Genomic DNA, 16497 nt, shown 5'->3' with positions numbered 1-16497 from the left:
ACCTTCGCGTAAAAACGGAACTGCTGTGCTTTCTTAAGCAACTCGTCTCTCTTCGGGCCGGGCTCCAAGGCGTCAGCTCGCTCGGCGCAATTTTTCGCCATTCGCGCGTAGTCACTGGGTGTCATATGCGAATCCCCCGATTCGGCGTTGGCATACTACCAATCTAAATCTGGGCGAAAATTAGTTCTGAAGATCAATCTCAAGCCGGTGCGATATCTGAGTATTCACAGACACGGCTACATCGAGTTTTTTTGTGCCACCATAACGGTCGGATCGGCCAGGCTCGGTACGACGATCAATCGCTTCACGGCGCCTGCTTTGTAAGCCTGCAAGAACGTTGCGTAGTCCTTGAACGATACGCAACCGTTCGAATCTCCCTTTGGTCCCATCAGGTAGCTGTGCGTAAGCAATCCGGCGCGGCCAAACAGATCACCTTGACCCACCGGCTTCATTCGCAATGCTTCAACGCCGTGAAACGGCTTCTCTCGCTTGCTCAGTTCATATATCTGCGGCGGCGTCGCACCTCGATCATGGACGTGGACTTGCGTTGGATCGTCCATCAGTTCGCCAAGTCCGGAGTGAGCCTCGAGCCTCGTTCCGTCGGGCATGTAAACGGTGCGCGCGGAAATGTCGTAAAGTGCCGTCCGCGTTTCCGCCAACGTTGGAGGTGCACTGTCCTTTCCGTCACCGGAGATTCCACCCTCGGGTGACGCAGATGCCAAAACAGTTTCAGACGGCTGCAGCATCGCGAAGACTTTTTTAAGTGCTGCGCTCACGTTGGACAAAGGATCAGACGGTGTTGACGCTTGATCGGGCAGAGACACAGCAATCAAATTGGCCGCCGACGGTCGGACTCTCGGTAGCGGCACTTTTCCATTCACCGCCGAGATTCCGAGCGAGCTGTCGGCGGGAAGTACTGGCTGCGATCGCATTGCTTGCGCGAGCTGCGACTTAGCCCGCTGAACTTCTAATTCGACATTAGAAGCCGACACTTCAAAATCAAATGCTTGCGGAAAACGCTGAACGAACGAGACGTCGCCGAGCTGGGGACTACTTGGATTTTTGGCCTTAAAGAAGCTCAGTACATTCTGAGGCTCTCGAACATACGCGCATAGCATCAAAGCCGCAGCGAGGGCTCCGACAGACGCAGCAGCGATCACAATTCGAGATCTACGCAATTGATGCCCCGGACACGACGCAAAAAGGCTACCCAATAATTCAAGCTCAAATCAAGCCAACGAGCCTGACGTATTAAGCCATTTGGCCTCGCCAGACTTTGCGCCACTCCGGAAGGTCCGTCTCCCAGAGCGAGAGATTCCGTTTCCAGTCCAGCCTGCCTAAACAGGCTCGCTAAAAACCCAGCCATCGACGCAGACGTCATCCTGTTACCGCGTGCGGGGAGCGGAAGGACGACGGCCGGCTCGCAAATAGATCAGCTGGTTAGGAGGGGGGTGCTGGCGGAGAGAGTGGGATTCGAACCCACGGTACGGTTTCCCGCACACACGCTTTCCAAGCGTGCGCCTTAAGCCACTCGGCCATCTCTCCGGCGCGCCTTCTCATGACGGGCCGGAGCGAGATTTGCAAGGGACCGCCGGCCCGGCCCGGCGGTTTTTCTCAAATTATTGAAGGATATAGGGAATTCGGGGGCGCCTTGGCGCCACCCGCTGGACCTGGCGAGCGGCGAATCGGCTTGCGATGCGTCGGCACAGCCCCCACGCCAGCGCGCCGCGGGGGACCTCCCCATTTCGCCTGGGCGGCGCCGCGGCTCAGTGGAACCGGCTACCGACCCCAGCGCCCAGCGATTGGACCGGCCAGAGTACGGCCGGCTCAGCCGGCAGCGTTTCCAGCGGCGTCTTGTCATTGGCGACATGGGCCTGCTGAAGCGCCTCGACGAAATCGGCGAACCAGTCCTGGATGGTGCCGGCGCGCAGCTTCGCCATCATGGCTTCCCAGCGCATGCGGCGCTCCAGCAACGGCATCGAAAATGCGGTCGCGATGGTGCGCGCCATGCCGTCCACATCATGCGGATTGACCAGCAGGGCCGTATCGAGCTCGTTGGCGGCACCGGCATATTTCGACAGCACCAGCACACCGGGATCGACCGGATTCTGCGCAGCGACATATTCCTTGGCGACCAGATTCATGCCGTCGTGCAGCGGCGTCACCAGACCGACCTGCGCGGTGCGATAGAGGCCAGCGAGCACCGTCTGGCTGAAGCCCTTGTTGAGATAGCGGATCGGCGTCCAGTCAACTTCGCCGTGACGCCCGTTAATATCGCTCACCAGCTTCGCAAGCTGGTTCTGCAGATCACCATAAGCCTCGATCGTGCCGCGTGACAGCGTCGCGATCTGCAACAGCGAGACCGAGCGCTTGAGCTGCGGCTGCCGCGTTAGCATGCGATCGAACGCATCGAGACGATTGACGAGGCCCTTGGAGTAATCGACGCGATCGACGCCGATGGCGAGTTTCTCGCCGTTCAGGCTGCGGCGCAGCCGCGACACATCTGGATGCGACGCCGCCTTGGCGGCATGCGCAGCAAACTTCGCGGGATCGATGCCGATCGGAAATACCGCACAGCGCGACACGCCGTACCGCGACATCACCACACCACCCGTCGTGTCCAGGCCGAGCTCGCCATCGACATAAGACAGGAAGTTGTCGCGATCACCTTCGGTCTGGAAGCCGATCAGATCGTAAGCGAGCATTGCCTCGACCAGCTCGCGATGATGCGGCACGCCGCCAAAAATATCGCGTGCCGGCCACGGTGTATGCAGGAAAAAGCCGAGCGGATGCGTCACGCCAAGCGCGCGCAATTCTGCGCCGAGCGCAAGGAAATGGTAATCCTGAATCCAGAATGCGGTATCGGGCTTGCGGAACCGCAGCAGCGCGCGCGCGAAGAACGAATTCACTTCGCGATACGACTGATAATCATCGTGCGACGTGCAGATCAGGTCGGTACGGGAGTGCAGCGCAGGCCAAAGCGCCGAATTGGCAAAGCCTTCGTAATAGCCACCGTAATGCGCGGCAGGCAGATCGAGCATTGCCAGCGCACCGGCGCCAAGCGCCTCGATTTCGGCAAACGGTTCCTTTTGCGCGCCGTCGCGCACGCGGCCGCTGGAACCCACCCAAATCGCGCCAGATTTCTCCACCACGGGCAGCAAGGCTGCTGCCAGACCGCCGGTCATCGGCTCATTCGCCGAAGCGCGCGATACTCGGTTTGAGACTACGACGAGATTCACAGGGTCCCCTCCTGATTGCACACATTGATAAACGTCCGTTCATCAATATGGTTCCTCGTCACCATTCGACCCAATTGAAACCAAATTCGGGCACGCGACGATGGAACTCACCTTTCAGTGAGTTCCATCTGCATCGGATGAATCACTTCGATTTCGCCGCATCGTCGATCAGCAAGCGCGCGAGCCATGCGCGCACATCGCGCGGCTCGTCGAAGTGACCCGATACGCCTTGCGCACGGCGACCGACGGAGAATGCGAGACCATTCATGCCGGGCATGATCGCAAATACCGATTCATCGGTGACATCATCGCCGATGAAGATCGGACGGCGCCCGCTGAACGGCTCATGCGTCATCAATTCGATCACGCCCGTCGCCTTGGTCACACCAGCCGGCTTGATCTCGCAGACAGCCTTGCCGGGCAGCACTTCGATCGGCGCATTCGGCAGATCGGCACGGATCGCGGAGACCGCATCATAGATCGCCTTCTCCGCATGCGGCGCGAGGCGATAATGCAGCGCGAGCGCATAGCCCTTGTCCTCGAGCAGAATGCCCGGGCTCAACTTCGCAATGGCAGCAAGGCGACGCTTTAATTCCTTGTCCATCGGCGGCGCGCCTGACGCTACCGATTCATTGTCGCCTGACAATCGCATTTCGGCGCCATGACCGCCGACGGCAGGAAACTGCATCGGCGCAAAGATCAGATCGATATCGTTGATCGAGCGGCCCGAAACGAGCGCCATAGCGCCATTCGTGCGCTGCAGCAGCTTGCCCATGGACGTCGCCAGATCCGGCGGCACCCATACTTCACGCGGCGTCGGCGCCAGATCGAGCAGCGTACCGTCGATATCGAGCAGCAGCGCACATTCGCTAAGCCGCGGCAATTCCGCACCCGGATACAGTACCTCTTCGGAGTGCGGCGCATCGTCGACATGAATTTCGATAATTTTCTGAGACATGTTCATCAAGTTACTCCACCACGGCCAGCGGCCGTGCAACTGATTCAAGCGGCTGGCGTTCCGCCGCGACGGCATAGCGCCAGCCGACAATCGCAGCCACGATCATCAGAACAGCGCCAAACAGGTAGCCGGCAAACACGCTATTGCGCGACCCGGTATCGATCAGCACGCCAAACAGCGCCGGGCCGGCAACGCCGCCGATCCCGGTGCCGATCGCGTAGAAGACAGCGATCGCCAATGCGCGCACCTCGATCGGGAACGTCTCACTGACGGTGAGATAGGCCGCACTCGCCGCCGGCGACGCAAAGAAGAAGATGATCATCCAGGCGATGGTCTGGGTCTGTGCACTCAACACATCGATCGAGAACAGATAGCCGGAGATCGCAAGCAAGATGCCCGACATGCCGTAGGTCACCGCAATCATGACGCGACGCCCGAGCGTATCGAACAGCCGGCCGAGCAGCAGCGGTCCAAGAAAATTGCCTGCGGCAAACGGCAGGATATACCAGCCGACATGGTTGGACGGGATACCGAAGAAATCCGTCAGTACCAGCGCATAGGTGAAGAAGATCGCGTTGTAGAAAAACGCCTGCGACGCCATCAGCACGAGTCCGACCAGCGACCGCTGCCGATACAGCACGAACAGTGTCTGCGCGACCTCCTTCAGCGGCGTATGATCGCGCATCGTCAGCCTGATCTTCGGCAGCGCGGCCAGAACCGACGGCTTGGCCTTCTGATGCGCGGAGATTTCGATCTCAGCCACGATCTCTTCGGCGCGCTGCGGCTGACCATGGATCATCAGCCAGCGCGGGCTTTCCGGAATCCACATCCGCATGAACAGCACGATGAGACCCAGAATAGCACCGGTGAAATAGGCCAGCCGCCAGCCATAGGCTTGCGAAATCACTGCGGGGTCCAGCAGGACAATGGCGCAAACGGCGCCCATTGCAGCGCCTAACCAGAAGCTGCCGTTGATCACCAAATCGGTCCAGCCGCGATAACGCGCCGGGACGAGCTCCTGAATCGTTGAATTGATCGCGGTATATTCCCCGCCAATGCCGGCGCCCGTCAGGAATCGAAACACGGCATAGCTGGCAAGATTCCATGACATCGCCGTCGCGGCAGTCGCGGTGAGATAAAGCGCAAGCGTAATGAAGAACAGCTTCTTCCGGCCGATGCGGTCCGTCAGCCAACCGAAGCCCAGCGCGCCGATCACAGCGCCTGCAAGATAGGCGCTGTTGGCGAAGCCGACATCGAGATTCGAGAACCGCAGCGCCGGATCTTCCTTCAGCGCGCCGGACAGCGCCCCCGCCAGGGTCACCTCAAGGCCATCGAGAATCCATGTAATACCGAGCGCCAGGACAACCCGTGTGTGAAAGCCGCTCCAGCGCAGCGCATCCAGGCGCGCAGGAATGTCAGTTTCGATGATACGATCCGAGTCAGAAGCTGGCGTCTGGCCCGGCATCGGGGAAGCCGCGATATCCGCGCTGCTCAGATAAGCCATGCCGCCTTGCTCCTGAGCATTTGCTCGCTACCCCCATGGACAAGCGGAAATCGACATCAACGCGAAAAGCCCGAAACCTTGCGGTGACGGGTGATTCAGCGCCAAAGGGTCACATTCTACGTGGACCAATCCACGAAGAACGCGTTGGTTCCCATTTTATGCGGGGAATTGGGACCTAGAGCGAAACGGCGTAATGCTCGTATTCGCCGCGCACCAGTTCGATATGGGCGCGCATCGCCGCGGCGGCGCCGTTGCGATCGCCGCGCATGATGGCGACGACGACGCGGTCATGCTCAGCCTGCGACTTGGCAAGACGGCCGAGATTGCGGAACTGCGCGCGCCGGAACGGCTGCACCCGCACCCGGGTCGCCAGCGTGATCTCGGCGATATATTCGTTCTGCGAACCCGCATAGATCGCGTTGTGAAAACGCTCGTTCACTTCGTGGAAACGATCCGGATTGCCGTCATAGCTCAGCACCCGCAGCTCTTCGTGAATGGCCTCCAACCCGTGACGTTGCACGGCCGGCATCCGTTCTGCGGCGAGGCCGGCACATATCGCTTCGAGCTCCGCCATCGCCTCGAACATCCCGGTGAGGCGATCGATCGACGGCTGCGCCACCACGGCGCCACGATGCGCGCGCGAGTCGACAAGGCCGCTGGCCGTGAGCTGGCGCAACGCTTCACGAACGGGCGTGCGCGAAACATTGAAACGTTGTGCCAGATCGGTTTCGTCGAGCGGTGTGCCCGGCGCCAGCACGCCGCGCACGATCTCGTCGGCCAGTTGCAGGCGGAGTTCTTCGGCGCGCGTCATCTTGCCGGTGATAGTCCCGGCACGGTCAACCCGGCTGACCGGCCCGGCGATGCCCGCCTTGCGGCGCGGCTTCCCCGGCTGGATCAGCATGTCGTCGAAACTCATCCCTTGGCGCCCTGCGGTTCGTCGATCAGGCTGACAGACGCCGCCACGATTCGCCAGCCTTCCGGAAAGCGGATCCACGTCTGCATCTGTCGACCGACCTTACCCGGAGCCGTGTCGCGATAAAATAGCGTCGAGGCGACCGCAGTGTCGCGGCCATAGGCGGAAATCACCGTGCGCGCAGTGCGGCGCATCAATCCGACCGGCGAGCGTGCACCGCGAAAGGCTTGGATCTCGTCATAACCGTAGAGGTTTTCGCCCATGCCGTAACGGAGCGTCCGCGGATCGTTGCGAAACAACTCGCCGAGCACCGCCGTGTCGTTGGTCGTCAACGCCTTCTCATAGCGTGCGAAAGCGGCGCCCACTTCGGCGATGACGTCCGGCAGATCAATGTCCATGTCAGAACCCTTTTGCTGATGGAGCAGCAACGATGCCGGCCCGCTCCAAAGCATAAGCGACGCGCAGCGCGATGTCTTCCCGCCACGGCGCCGCAATGATCTGCACACCGATCGGCATCGGATCGAGCGGCACGGGGACGGCGACCACGGGCAGACCGATGAACGAAATCGGCTGGGTGTGGATGCCGATATTGGCCCGCACCGGCAGCTCGATGCCGTCGAGCACGAAAGTCGCCTGCCCCAGTTTCGGCGCGATGCAAGGCGTCGCCGGCGCGATGATCACGTCGACGTCCTTGAACAATTCGAGCACCTTCGCGCGGTACCAGCGACGGAATTTCTGCGCGCGATCAACCAGCGGCGCCGGCACCATGGCGCCGGCCAGCAACCGGTCTCGCACCGCCGGGTCGAAGTCATTGGGCCGTGTCCGCAGACGGTCCAGATGCAGCGAGGCGCCTTCAACGGTCGAGATGACGTAGGCCGCCGAACGCGCGCGGGCGACCTCGGGCAGCTCGATGTCGCGTGTGACGCCGAGCGCCTTCGTGACACGCGCAACCGCCTCCTGGGCCTCCGGAAACAGGTTCTTGCGGAAGTATCCGCCGGCCGCAGCGATGCGGAGAGAGCCGATATCCTGTCCGAGCAGCGCCGTCACCGACTCGATGGCGCGGGTTGAACACGCCGCATCCTCGGCATCGGGTCCCTGCATGGCATCGTAGGACAGCGCGAGGTCCTCGACCGATCGTGCGAACGGGCCGAGATGATCGAAGCTCGCGACAAACGGAAACGAGCGCGCCCGCGACAGCCGGCCGTAAGTCGGCTTCAGGCCGAAGATACCGCAAAACGACGACGGCACGCGGATTGAACCGTTGGTGTCCGACCCCAAGGCAATCGGCACGAGACTGCCGCCGACTACGCCGCCGGAACCGCCCGATGAGCCGCCGGTCATCCGGGTCACGTCATGCGGATTCCGCGACGGGCCGTCATGAATGTTCTCGCCGGTGAAGTCATAGGCGTATTCACCCATATTGAGCGCGCCGACCAAGACGGCGCCCGCGGCTTCCATGCGCTCGACCAGCGTCGCATCACGGGTCGAAGCCGGACGATCGCGATTGATCCTGGAACCGGCGCGGGTCGGCAGACCGGTGACATCGAACAGATTCTTCACCGCAAACGGCACGCCTGCAAGCGGGCCGACGCTTTGACCGGCGGCAATCGCGGCATCCAGCGCCTTCGCCGTGGCGCGCGCGCGATCGGCGGTGACATCGGTGAATGCGTTCAGGACCGGATTGTGCTGCGCGATCCGCGCGAGCGCAGCTTCGGTGACAGCGAGCGCCGAGATCTTCTTCGCGGCAACCGCCTGGGCGATTTCGGAAGCCGGGCGCCAGTCGCCTTCGGGGGTGATGACCGGATCAAGCTGCATAGATGCTCGCCGGCTCGGTTTCATCTGGCAGCGCAAATTCGTCGACCATTTTGGCCATTTTCAGCGTCACTGCTAGATTGGCACGGACGGATGGCTTCCACGCATCCTCGATCGGCAGCGCCAACGCCCCGGCGACGGCGTCGATATAGTCATCAAGCGGTTCGGCCACGGTCCCTCTCTCGATCTGTCTCAATGAACCGGCAGCGGCGGATGCGGGATCGCCGACAGCAGCTCCTTCGTGTAGTTGTCCTGCGGCGCGTCCAGCACGGCCTCGGTCAGGCCCTGCTCGACGATCCGCCCCGTGCGCATCACGATGACACGATCGCACAACAAACGCACCACATTCAAATCGTGCGATACGAACAAATAGCTCATCCCCATCGACTGTTTCAGGTCCTGCAACAGGTTCAGCACCACCGCCTGGACGGAGACGTCGAGCGCAGCGGTCGGCTCATCCAGGATGATCAGCTTCGGCTGCAGCGCGATGGCGCGGGCAATGCCGACGCGCGCCTTCTGGCCGCCGGACATCTGGTGCGGAAAGCGATCGAGTAATTCGAGCGGCAGCCCCACCTGTCGCGCGAGATCCTCGCATTTTGCACGCAGCGCGTCAGAGCCCTTGATATCGCCAAGCTGCATGATCGGATCGGCGATGGCACGCGCCGCCGTGAAGCGCGGATTGAGACTGTCGGTGGGATCTTGGAACACCATCTGGATGCTCTTGCGCAGCGGCAGCCGCGCAAAAGAGTTCGGCGCAATCTCGCCGATCTCGTCGCCATCGAACGAGATGCGGCCCGAGGTCTTGTCGATCAGTCGCATCACCATCATCGACGTCGTCGACTTGCCGCAGCCGGATTCGCCGACAAGGCCGACGCTCTCGCCATGGCCGACCGTAAAGCTGATACCATCGACAGCACGAAACTTGTCCGGCTCTGTCGGCGGCTTGCGCGAGAACAGTTTGGCGAGTGAGGCCGTCGCGCCCTGGCGGGCATATTCCTTGACCAGATTTTCGACGGTGAGAAGGGGCTTCTGCTCCCTCTCCCCGCTTGCGGGGAGAGGGTCGGGGTGAGGGGGAATCAGAGATTCACTCGCCGGCTCCCCCTCACCCGACGCGCTACGCGCGTCGACCTCTCCCCGCAAGCGGGGAGAGGTAAGAAGAGCCTGCACCGGCATTGCCGCGCGTTCTTCGGCCGGCAGCAGATCGCGCAGCGAGACACCGAGCCGCGGCGTCGCCTGCATCAGCTTCTTCGTATAGGCGTGCTTCGGATTGGCGAAGATATCGGCCGACAGCGCCGTCTCGACCACCCTGCCCTTTTCCATCACCACGACACGGTCACAATACGCGGCCGCGAGGCCGAGATCATGGGTGATCAGGATCGTCGACATGCCGCGGCTCTTGGTGAGCTCGACGACCAGATCCATCACCGCCTTCTGCGTCGTGACATCCAGACCTGTCGTCGGCTCGTCAGCGATCAGGAGCTGCGGATTACAGGCCAGCGCCAATGCGATGACCACGCGCTGGCACATGCCCCCCGAAAGTTCGAAAGGATAGGCGTGATAGCGCTCGCGCGGGCGTGCGATCTTGACCTGCTCCAGCGCCTCGATGGCTTTCTCCGCACGGTCTGCGCTGCCAGCCTGCGCATGCTGGCGCAGCACGTCCTCGATCTGGTCACCGACCTTGCGGATCGGATTGAGCGCCGCCCGCGGGTTCTGGAAAATCATCGAGATTTCGCGGCCGCGCAGGTCGCGCATCTGGTTCTCGGTTGCACCTTTGATATCGACGCCGGAGAACATCACCGAACCTTCGGCGATCTTGCCGGCGCGGTCGAGAATGCGCATCACCGCATAGGAGGTGACGGATTTTCCCGAGCCGGACTCGCCGACGATGCCCAGAGTTTCGCCCTTGGCGACGGAGATATTGACGTGCTGCACCGCCTTGACGATGCCGCGTCGTGTGGCGAATTCGACAGTGAGATCGCTGACATCGAGAAGCGGTTGAGCGGTCATGTCCGGGCCCTCAGGTGCGTCGCTGCGGATCGACGATGTCGCGCAGACCGTCGCCCAGCAGGTTGAAGCAGAATACCGCGATCATCAGCGCCAGACCGGGGAACAATGCGATCCACCATTCGCCGGACACCATGAAGGACGCGCCTTCGGCGACCATGATTCCCCATTCCGCAGTTGGCGGACGGACACCGAGGCCGATGAAGGAGAGGCCCGCGGCATTGAGGATCGCATAGCCCATGGTGAGCGACATCTGCACGATCATGATCGGCATGATGTTGGGCAGGATATGCACCAGCAGGATGCGCATCTCGCTATTGCCCGACAATCGGGCCGCCTGCACAAAGCCGGCCTCGCGGCGGACATTGGCCTCTGCGCGAGCGACACGCGCATAAAGCGGGAAGTTCACGATGGCGGTGGCGATGATGATGTTCTGCACGGTGTTGCCCAGCGCAGCGACGATACCCATGGCCAGCACGAACAGCGGAAAGGCCATGATCGTATCGGCAATGCGGCCGACGATACGATCGGTCCAGCCGCCGAAATAGCCCGAGGCGATGCCGGCGAGGCCGCCCATGGCGAACACCAGGATGACCGAGGCGATAGCGATGAAGAAATCGAGCCGGGTCGCGACAATGACGCGGCTGAAAATGTCACGCCCGAGCTGATCGGTCCCGAACCAGTGCGCCGCGGACGGCGCCTTCAGCGCCTGCGCCGTGTCGCTGGCGAGCGGATCGTAAGGCACGATATAGGGACCGAACAGCGCTGCAAACACGATCAGCACCAGCAAGCCGAAAGCAAAGGCCGTGACGCGGTTCTCGCCCAGGATGTAGCGGGTGTGCGACAGCGTCGCGGCAAAGCCGGACGTACGCTTTGCGGGCTCAGGTTTCGGCGCGGGAACGGCTTCGGAATCGACAGGCGTGACAGCGTTCATGGTTTACACCTCACCCTTCCAGCCGCACGCGCGGATCGATCACGCCGTAAAGAATGTCGATGATCAGATTGATCAGCACATACATGACGGCCATCGTCAGCACGAAGCCCTGCACCGGCGCGAAATCCGACGAGATCAGCGCTTCGACGGCGTAGGAGCCGATGCCCGGCCAGGCGAAGACCTTCTCGACCAGCACATTGGCGCCGAGCAGAAAAGAGAAGGTCATCGACAGCGTTGTGATCACCGGCAGCATGGCGTTGCGGAAGGCGTAAGTGACGATCACGGCGCGTGGCGACAGACCGCTTGCGCGGGCCGTTCGCACGAAGTCCGATGACAGGATCGCCAGCATCGACGCGCGCGTCATGCGCGCGATCGGCGCCAGCGAGAAGATCGCCAGCGTCGCCGTCGGCAGGATCAATTGGTTGAAGGCGGACCTGAAGGCTTCCCAGTCACGGGCGATGAGACTGTCGATCAGATAGAAGCCGGTCACGTTGGGCGGCGTCGATGCGAAAACATCCAGTCGTCCGAGCGGCGCCGGCGACCAGCCCAGCCTGAAATAGAAGACATAGACCAGCACCAGGCCGGTGAAGAACACCGGCAGCGACACGCCGGCCGTCGTCGTCACCCGGCAGAGATGATCGATCCATGAACCCGGCCGGGTGGCGGCGAGAATGCCAAGCGGAATGGCGATCATGATCGAAACGAGCAGACCGAGCAGCGTCAGTTCGGCTGACGCCGGCAAGCGATTGCGAAGCTCCGTCGCCACCGGCTGGCCGGTCGTCAGCGAGTTGCCGAAATCGCCTTTGGCCAGATCGGCGGTGTAGCGAAAGAATTGCTCGATCAGCGGCTTGTCGAGACCGAGCTTCTTGCGGATTTCCTCAATGGCCTGCTTGTCCGCTGACGGTCCTGCGAAATAGGCCGCGGGATCGCCGGGCAGCGCGCGCGTCAACAGGAATGTGACGATGACGACCCCGATCAAGCTCGGGATCGCGAACATCAATCGTTTGCCGATCAGGCTGAGCATGACACATCACGCCTTCACGAGCGCGCGATAGTCGAGTCGACGGTGGAACCAGTACTGGTAGCCGGAAATGTTCTTCTGCATCGCCACGTTGACATAGGGCTGATACAGCGGGATTCGCGGCACATCAGTGAAAGCGAGATCGACGAAGCCTTTCACGTCCGCATCATAGGCTGCCTTGTCGCCGGTTGCGGCGGCGGTGCGTGCACCGTTGATGCGCTTATCCATCTCGGGCGACTTGTAGCTCATGGTGTTAAACACCGAATTGTCCCCGTGATAGCACCAGTAGAAGAAGTATTCGGGGTAATCGAGCCAACCGGAGAACACGTTGGTATAGAGCGGCATCTCCTTCTTGTTGAGCTCAGTGCGCCAATTGGCGCCAGGGATTTTGTTGATGGTCGTCTTGATGCCGATCTGGCCGAGGCTCTCCTGCACCAGCACACACAGCGGCTCGTTGACGACGGCGAAGCCGAGATCGAATGAGATCGTGGTCTCGAAGCCGTTGGGATAGCCGGCCTCGGCCAGCAGCGCCTTCGCCTTGGCCATGTCGGTATTGTATTTATGCGGTTGCGGCCACGCGACTTCGGTCGGCTTGTCGGCTGATGCGCCGTACATCGGATTGGCGAGACCGAACAATACGGCATCGACGATCTTCTGATAGGGCAGCGCATAGGCCACGGCCTGACGCACCTTCGGATTGTCGAAGGGCGGCTTGGTGACATTCATGCCGATATACTGGATGCCGTTGCTGAACGGCAGCGACACCACGTCGAGCTTGCCGTTGGCCTTGATCTCCTGGAAATCCTTGTAAGGCAGTTCATAGGACATATCGGCATCGCCGCGCTCGAGCAGCGCACGCCGGTTGCCGGCCTGCGGCACCATGCGCCAGATCACGCGCTTGATCTTCGGCATCGGGCCGGAGACCCAATCATCATTGCGCTCGAGGATGACGTCCGTGCCCGCGGTCCACTTGGTCACCTTGTAGGCGCCGCCGCCGGCGGTCTGCATCTTGGTATATTCGAGACCCCACGGATCCTTCTCGGTGGCGTTCTTCTTCACCAGTTCGGAATTGATCACGCAGGGCACGATCACCGCGAGATCCGGAATCGTCAGGCGATCCTTGGTGGCGAAATCGACGCGCACGGTGTGATCGTCGACAATGACGAACTGCTCGGGCTTCTTCAGCGATCCGGCGCTCATCTGGAAGGTCGGAAAACCGCCGACGCTGACCGAACGATCCAGCGACCACTTGACGTCCTTCGCCGTCACCGGCGTGCCGTCGTGAAACTTCGCGTTCTTGCGCAGCTTGAAGGTCGCCGACATGTCGCTGATGGTCATGTCCTCCGCGAGTTCGGGCTTGAACTTGTCGCGGTCGTAATAGGGCACGCCGCCGGGGCCGGCCTTCATCTCGTGGCCGATCAGGCGGTCGTAGCAATTCCAGGACACTTCATAGCCGGGCACGTTGGTGCCGACGCCGTGAATGTCGAGATTGTTGGGGCCGCTTTCGGAGACGATCAGCAAGGTTTCAGATCGGGCATCTGCCTTGGCGGGCGAGAAGATCGCCGGACCGGAGACCATGGCGCCAGCGGCGGCGCCTGTGGCGGTTTTCAGAAAATCACGACGCTTCATTCTGGCTCTCCCCAAGGGCGCGAGTGGATCGGCTTGGGAACAGACATCGCAAACTTCGTGCCAGAGCTTAACGAACCCCTAATGACCGTCTAGGGGACTGATAAATCTTGCATTTACGCAACGAGCCCGGCGGCCGACGTAGCCAGAGATCCGACTTAATTGCATACAAAGATATTGATATGCACATAATTTAGACTGCCGTGCAGCCGTGCTCGGTCATTGGTCGCCTGTTTCTGGCTTGACATATATCGGCTCCCGCTTCTTATTGCGAATAGTTCGCATTAGCATTTGCATCAGATCAAGAACGTTGGGGAATGGCGTGAGTTTGAGGTTGTGGGCGTCAATCACGGGGGCAGCGTGCCTCTCATCAATCTGGATTGGAGAGGCGAAGGCCCAGGAGGGACAAACGCTGTCGGAAATCGTGGTCAGTGCCGAGCGGCAGAAAGAAGCGGACGCCTTCCAGTCCACCACCCTGCTGACCGGCGACGCCCTCCAACGCACTACCTCGGCCTCCATCGCCGACTTACTGGCAACCCAGCCGGGCGTTGCGGCATCGACCTTTGCGCCGGGCGCGAGCAGGCCGAATATCCGCGGCCTCGATGACTATCGTGTTCGCATTCAGGAGAACGGCATCGGCAGCCAGGACGCATCGGATTTCAGCCAGGATCATCAGGTCCCGGTCGATCCGCTCTCCGCCGACAAGATCGAGGTGATCCGCGGTCCCGCAACGCTGCGCTATGGCAATCAGGCCATCGGTGGCGTCGTCAATGCCAGCAACAACCGCATTCCGGAAAATCTCGTGCCGGACAATTTCAGCGCACGCATCAAGGGCGGCGGCTCCTCGGTGGATAGTAGTATCGACGGCGCGGCCAGCATCGATGCCTCAGGCAACAATGTCGCCATTCACGTCGATACCTTCGGCCGCAGCGCCGGCGATTACAGAATTCCCGGCGGCGGCGTGCAGGCCAATACAAGGCTACGCTCGGAAGGCCAGTCGGTCGGCGGTTCCTACATCTTCGATGGCGGCTATATCGGCACCGCGATCCAGCACATCACCAGCCTGTATCATATCCCCGGCATCGCCGAATCCGCGTCGCGGACTCGCATCGATCTCGAACAGACCAAGGTGACCAGCAAGGGCGAATGGCGCGCGCCCACCGACGGCATCGCCGCGATCCGCTATACGTTCGGTGTCAGCGACTACAAGCATGGCGAGCTCGGCATCGGCGGCAATGGCGTCGACGGCCTGCAGAACACCATCACCAACAAGGAAATCGAAGGCCGCTTCGAACTGGACCACGCCGCGGTCGCAACACCGCTCGGCGCATTGACCGGAAGCTGGGGCGTACAGGCCAGCAACCGCAAGCTCGGCACTGCAGGCCTGCTCGGCGGGCTGCTCGCTCCCACCAATACGGACACGGTCGCAGGCTTCGTGTTCGAGCAATTGCAGCTCTCGGACACACTCAAATTCCAGGCCGCAGGCCGTATCGAGAGCCTGTCAGTCTCCGGCATGGCGCCAATCTTCCCCAGCAATTTCCTGCCACCACCCGACACATTTTCCGAGACCGCAGCGACACGCGATTTCACCCCGAAGAGCTTCAGCTTCGGACTGCTGAAATCACTGCCCTGGGACATGGTTGCCAATCTGAGCGTACAGCGTGCGCAGCGCGCGCCTGCCGCGCCTGAGCTTTATTCGCGCGGCTCCGACGGCGCATCCGGCACTTTCGTCATCGGCAATCCGGATCTGAAAATCGAAACCGCAGAGTCGGTCGAAGTCGGCCTGAAACGCAGCAGCGGCCAGCTTCGCTTCGAGGCGAGTCTCTACTACACGCGCTATCTTGATTTCATCTTCAAGCAGGTGACCGGCAACTTCTGCACCGACACTTTCGCAAGCTGCGGCGCGACCGGCCCACTGCTGCAAGTGGCCTACGGTCAGCGAGATGCGAATTTCCGCGGCGCCGAGCTGATGGCACAACTCGACGTGACGCCACTCAGCGACGGCATGCTCGGAATCGACACCCAATTCGACGTGGTCCGCGCGACCTTTGCCGATGGCAGCAACGTTCCGCGCATCGCACCGATGCGTGTGGGCGGCGGCGTCTGGTGGCGCAGCGCTGAATGGTATGCCCGTCTGGGTGTCCTGCATGCATTCACGCAGAACGACATTGCGCTCAATGAAACGTCGACTGCCGGCTACAATCTGCTGAAGGCTGAGGTGAGCTATACCCACACATTCGCGAAGGTCGACGGCGGCCTGCGCGACATCACCTTTGGCGTGACCGGCGACAATCTGCTCGACGAACAGGTCCGCAACCACATCTCCTTCAAGAAGGCGGAGGTGCTGCAGCCCGGACGCGGTGTGCGCCTCTTCACGAGTATGAGATTTTGAGCCCAATGACCTTGGAATCGCTCCAGTTTGGACCTCAACTCGGCCTCCAGAGGGCGACATCGTTCACATGCGAAGGTATTCTTCGCCATCATCT

Annotated in this window: 13 protein-coding genes and 1 tRNA gene; 1 reads left to right on the top strand and 13 read right to left on the bottom strand. The window is 61.4% G+C overall.

The features are described 5' to 3' along the window. Positions 1-236: 236 nt before the first annotated feature. The 13 genes from LPB73_RS27395 to LPB73_RS27335 form a co-directional block, all read right to left on the bottom strand. Positions 237-1160, bottom strand: a complete 924-nt coding sequence (locus LPB73_RS27395) for a DUF2778 domain-containing protein (RefSeq protein WP_231078817.1) — start codon at positions 1158-1160, stop codon at positions 237-239. Between the two features lie 295 nt (positions 1161-1455). Continuing rightward, positions 1456-1545 (bottom strand) — tRNA-Ser (locus LPB73_RS27390). Between the two features lie 221 nt (positions 1546-1766). Continuing rightward, entirely contained in the window at positions 1767-3239 is a 1473-nt protein-coding gene (locus LPB73_RS27385; protein ID WP_231078816.1) for a trehalose-6-phosphate synthase, read from the bottom strand. Between the two features lie 142 nt (positions 3240-3381). Continuing rightward, positions 3382-4197, bottom strand: a complete 816-nt coding sequence (gene otsB, locus LPB73_RS27380; RefSeq protein ID WP_093758174.1) for a trehalose-phosphatase — start codon at positions 4195-4197, stop codon at positions 3382-3384. Between the two features lie 10 nt (positions 4198-4207). After that, a complete protein-coding gene (locus tag LPB73_RS27375) occupies positions 4208-5662 on the bottom strand; it encodes an MFS transporter (RefSeq protein WP_231081268.1) in 1455 nt (484 codons plus the stop codon). A 214-nt stretch (positions 5663-5876) separates the two neighbouring features. Next, complete coding sequence (locus LPB73_RS27370; protein ID WP_414716919.1) at positions 5877-6602, bottom strand: GntR family transcriptional regulator; 726 nt, start codon at positions 6600-6602, stop codon at positions 5877-5879. 11 nt (positions 6603-6613) lie between these two features. Continuing rightward, a complete protein-coding gene (gene hpxZ, locus LPB73_RS27365) occupies positions 6614-7012 on the bottom strand; it encodes an oxalurate catabolism protein HpxZ (RefSeq protein WP_089263511.1) in 399 nt (132 codons plus the stop codon). Position 7013: 1 nt separating this feature from the next. Next, on the bottom strand, positions 7014-8429 hold the full coding sequence (locus LPB73_RS27360; protein ID WP_231078814.1) for an AtzE family amidohydrolase: 1416 nt from the start codon (positions 8427-8429) through the stop codon (positions 7014-7016). After that, positions 8419-8598, bottom strand: coding sequence for a DUF4089 domain-containing protein (locus LPB73_RS27355; protein WP_231078813.1), 180 nt, complete (start codon positions 8596-8598; stop codon positions 8419-8421). Before LPB73_RS27355 ends, LPB73_RS27360 begins: the two co-directional genes overlap by 11 nt. 20 nt (positions 8599-8618) lie before the next feature. Further along, a complete protein-coding gene (locus LPB73_RS27350; RefSeq protein ID WP_231078812.1) occupies positions 8619-10433 on the bottom strand; it encodes a dipeptide ABC transporter ATP-binding protein in 1815 nt (604 codons plus the stop codon). 10 nt (positions 10434-10443) lie between these two features. Continuing rightward, on the bottom strand, positions 10444-11364 hold the full coding sequence (locus tag LPB73_RS27345) for an ABC transporter permease (protein ID WP_120287487.1): 921 nt from the start codon (positions 11362-11364) through the stop codon (positions 10444-10446). 10 nt (positions 11365-11374) lie between these two features. Beyond that, the gene (locus LPB73_RS27340; RefSeq protein WP_120287488.1) at positions 11375-12388 is read right to left on the bottom strand and encodes an ABC transporter permease; all 1014 of its coding nucleotides are present in this window, start codon (positions 12386-12388) and stop codon (positions 11375-11377) included. Positions 12389-12394: 6 nt separating this feature from the next. Then, positions 12395-14014 carry an ABC transporter substrate-binding protein gene (locus LPB73_RS27335; RefSeq protein WP_120287489.1) on the bottom strand — a complete coding sequence of 540 codons (1620 nt, stop codon included), beginning with the start codon at positions 14012-14014 and terminating at the stop codon, positions 12395-12397. A gap of 319 nt (positions 14015-14333) precedes the next feature. Here LPB73_RS27335 and LPB73_RS27330 point away from each other — a divergent pair, with 319 nt between their 5' ends. Beyond that, positions 14334-16403, top strand: a complete 2070-nt coding sequence (locus tag LPB73_RS27330; RefSeq protein WP_231078811.1) for a TonB-dependent receptor — start codon at positions 14334-14336, stop codon at positions 16401-16403. Positions 16404-16497: the final 94 nt, after the last annotated feature.

The organism is Tardiphaga sp. 37S4 (assembly GCF_021044645.1).
GTDB classification, from domain to species: Bacteria; Pseudomonadota; Alphaproteobacteria; order Rhizobiales; family Xanthobacteraceae; genus Tardiphaga; species Tardiphaga robiniae.
The sequence above is the reverse complement of the archived record's forward strand: the minus strand, read 5'-3'. Positions and strand labels throughout refer to the sequence as shown.

Excerpts from the sequence above, each read along its gene's own strand:
- LPB73_RS27345 (WP_120287487.1), bottom strand. The coding sequence starts at position 11,364 with ATGAACGCTGTCACGCCTGTCGATTCCGAAGCCGTTCCCGCGCCGAAA.
- LPB73_RS27370 (WP_414716919.1), bottom strand. The coding sequence starts at position 6,602 with ATGCTGATCCAGCCGGGGAAGCCGCGCCGCAAGGCGGGCATCGCCGGG.
- otsB (WP_093758174.1), bottom strand. The coding sequence starts at position 4,197 with ATGTCTCAGAAAATTATCGAAATTCATGTCGACGATGCGCCGCACTCC.
- LPB73_RS27360 (WP_231078814.1), bottom strand. The coding sequence starts at position 8,429 with ATGCAGCTTGATCCGGTCATCACCCCCGAAGGCGACTGGCGCCCGGCT.
- LPB73_RS27350 (WP_231078812.1), bottom strand. The coding sequence starts at position 10,433 with ATGACCGCTCAACCGCTTCTCGATGTCAGCGATCTCACTGTCGAATTC.
- hpxZ (WP_089263511.1), bottom strand. The coding sequence starts at position 7,012 with ATGGACATTGATCTGCCGGACGTCATCGCCGAAGTGGGCGCCGCTTTC.
- LPB73_RS27335 (WP_120287489.1), bottom strand. The coding sequence starts at position 14,014 with ATGAAGCGTCGTGATTTTCTGAAAACCGCCACAGGCGCCGCCGCTGGC.
- LPB73_RS27340 (WP_120287488.1), bottom strand. The coding sequence starts at position 12,388 with ATGCTCAGCCTGATCGGCAAACGATTGATGTTCGCGATCCCGAGCTTG.
- LPB73_RS27375 (WP_231081268.1), bottom strand. The coding sequence starts at position 5,662 with ATGCCGGGCCAGACGCCAGCTTCTGACTCGGATCGTATCATCGAAACT.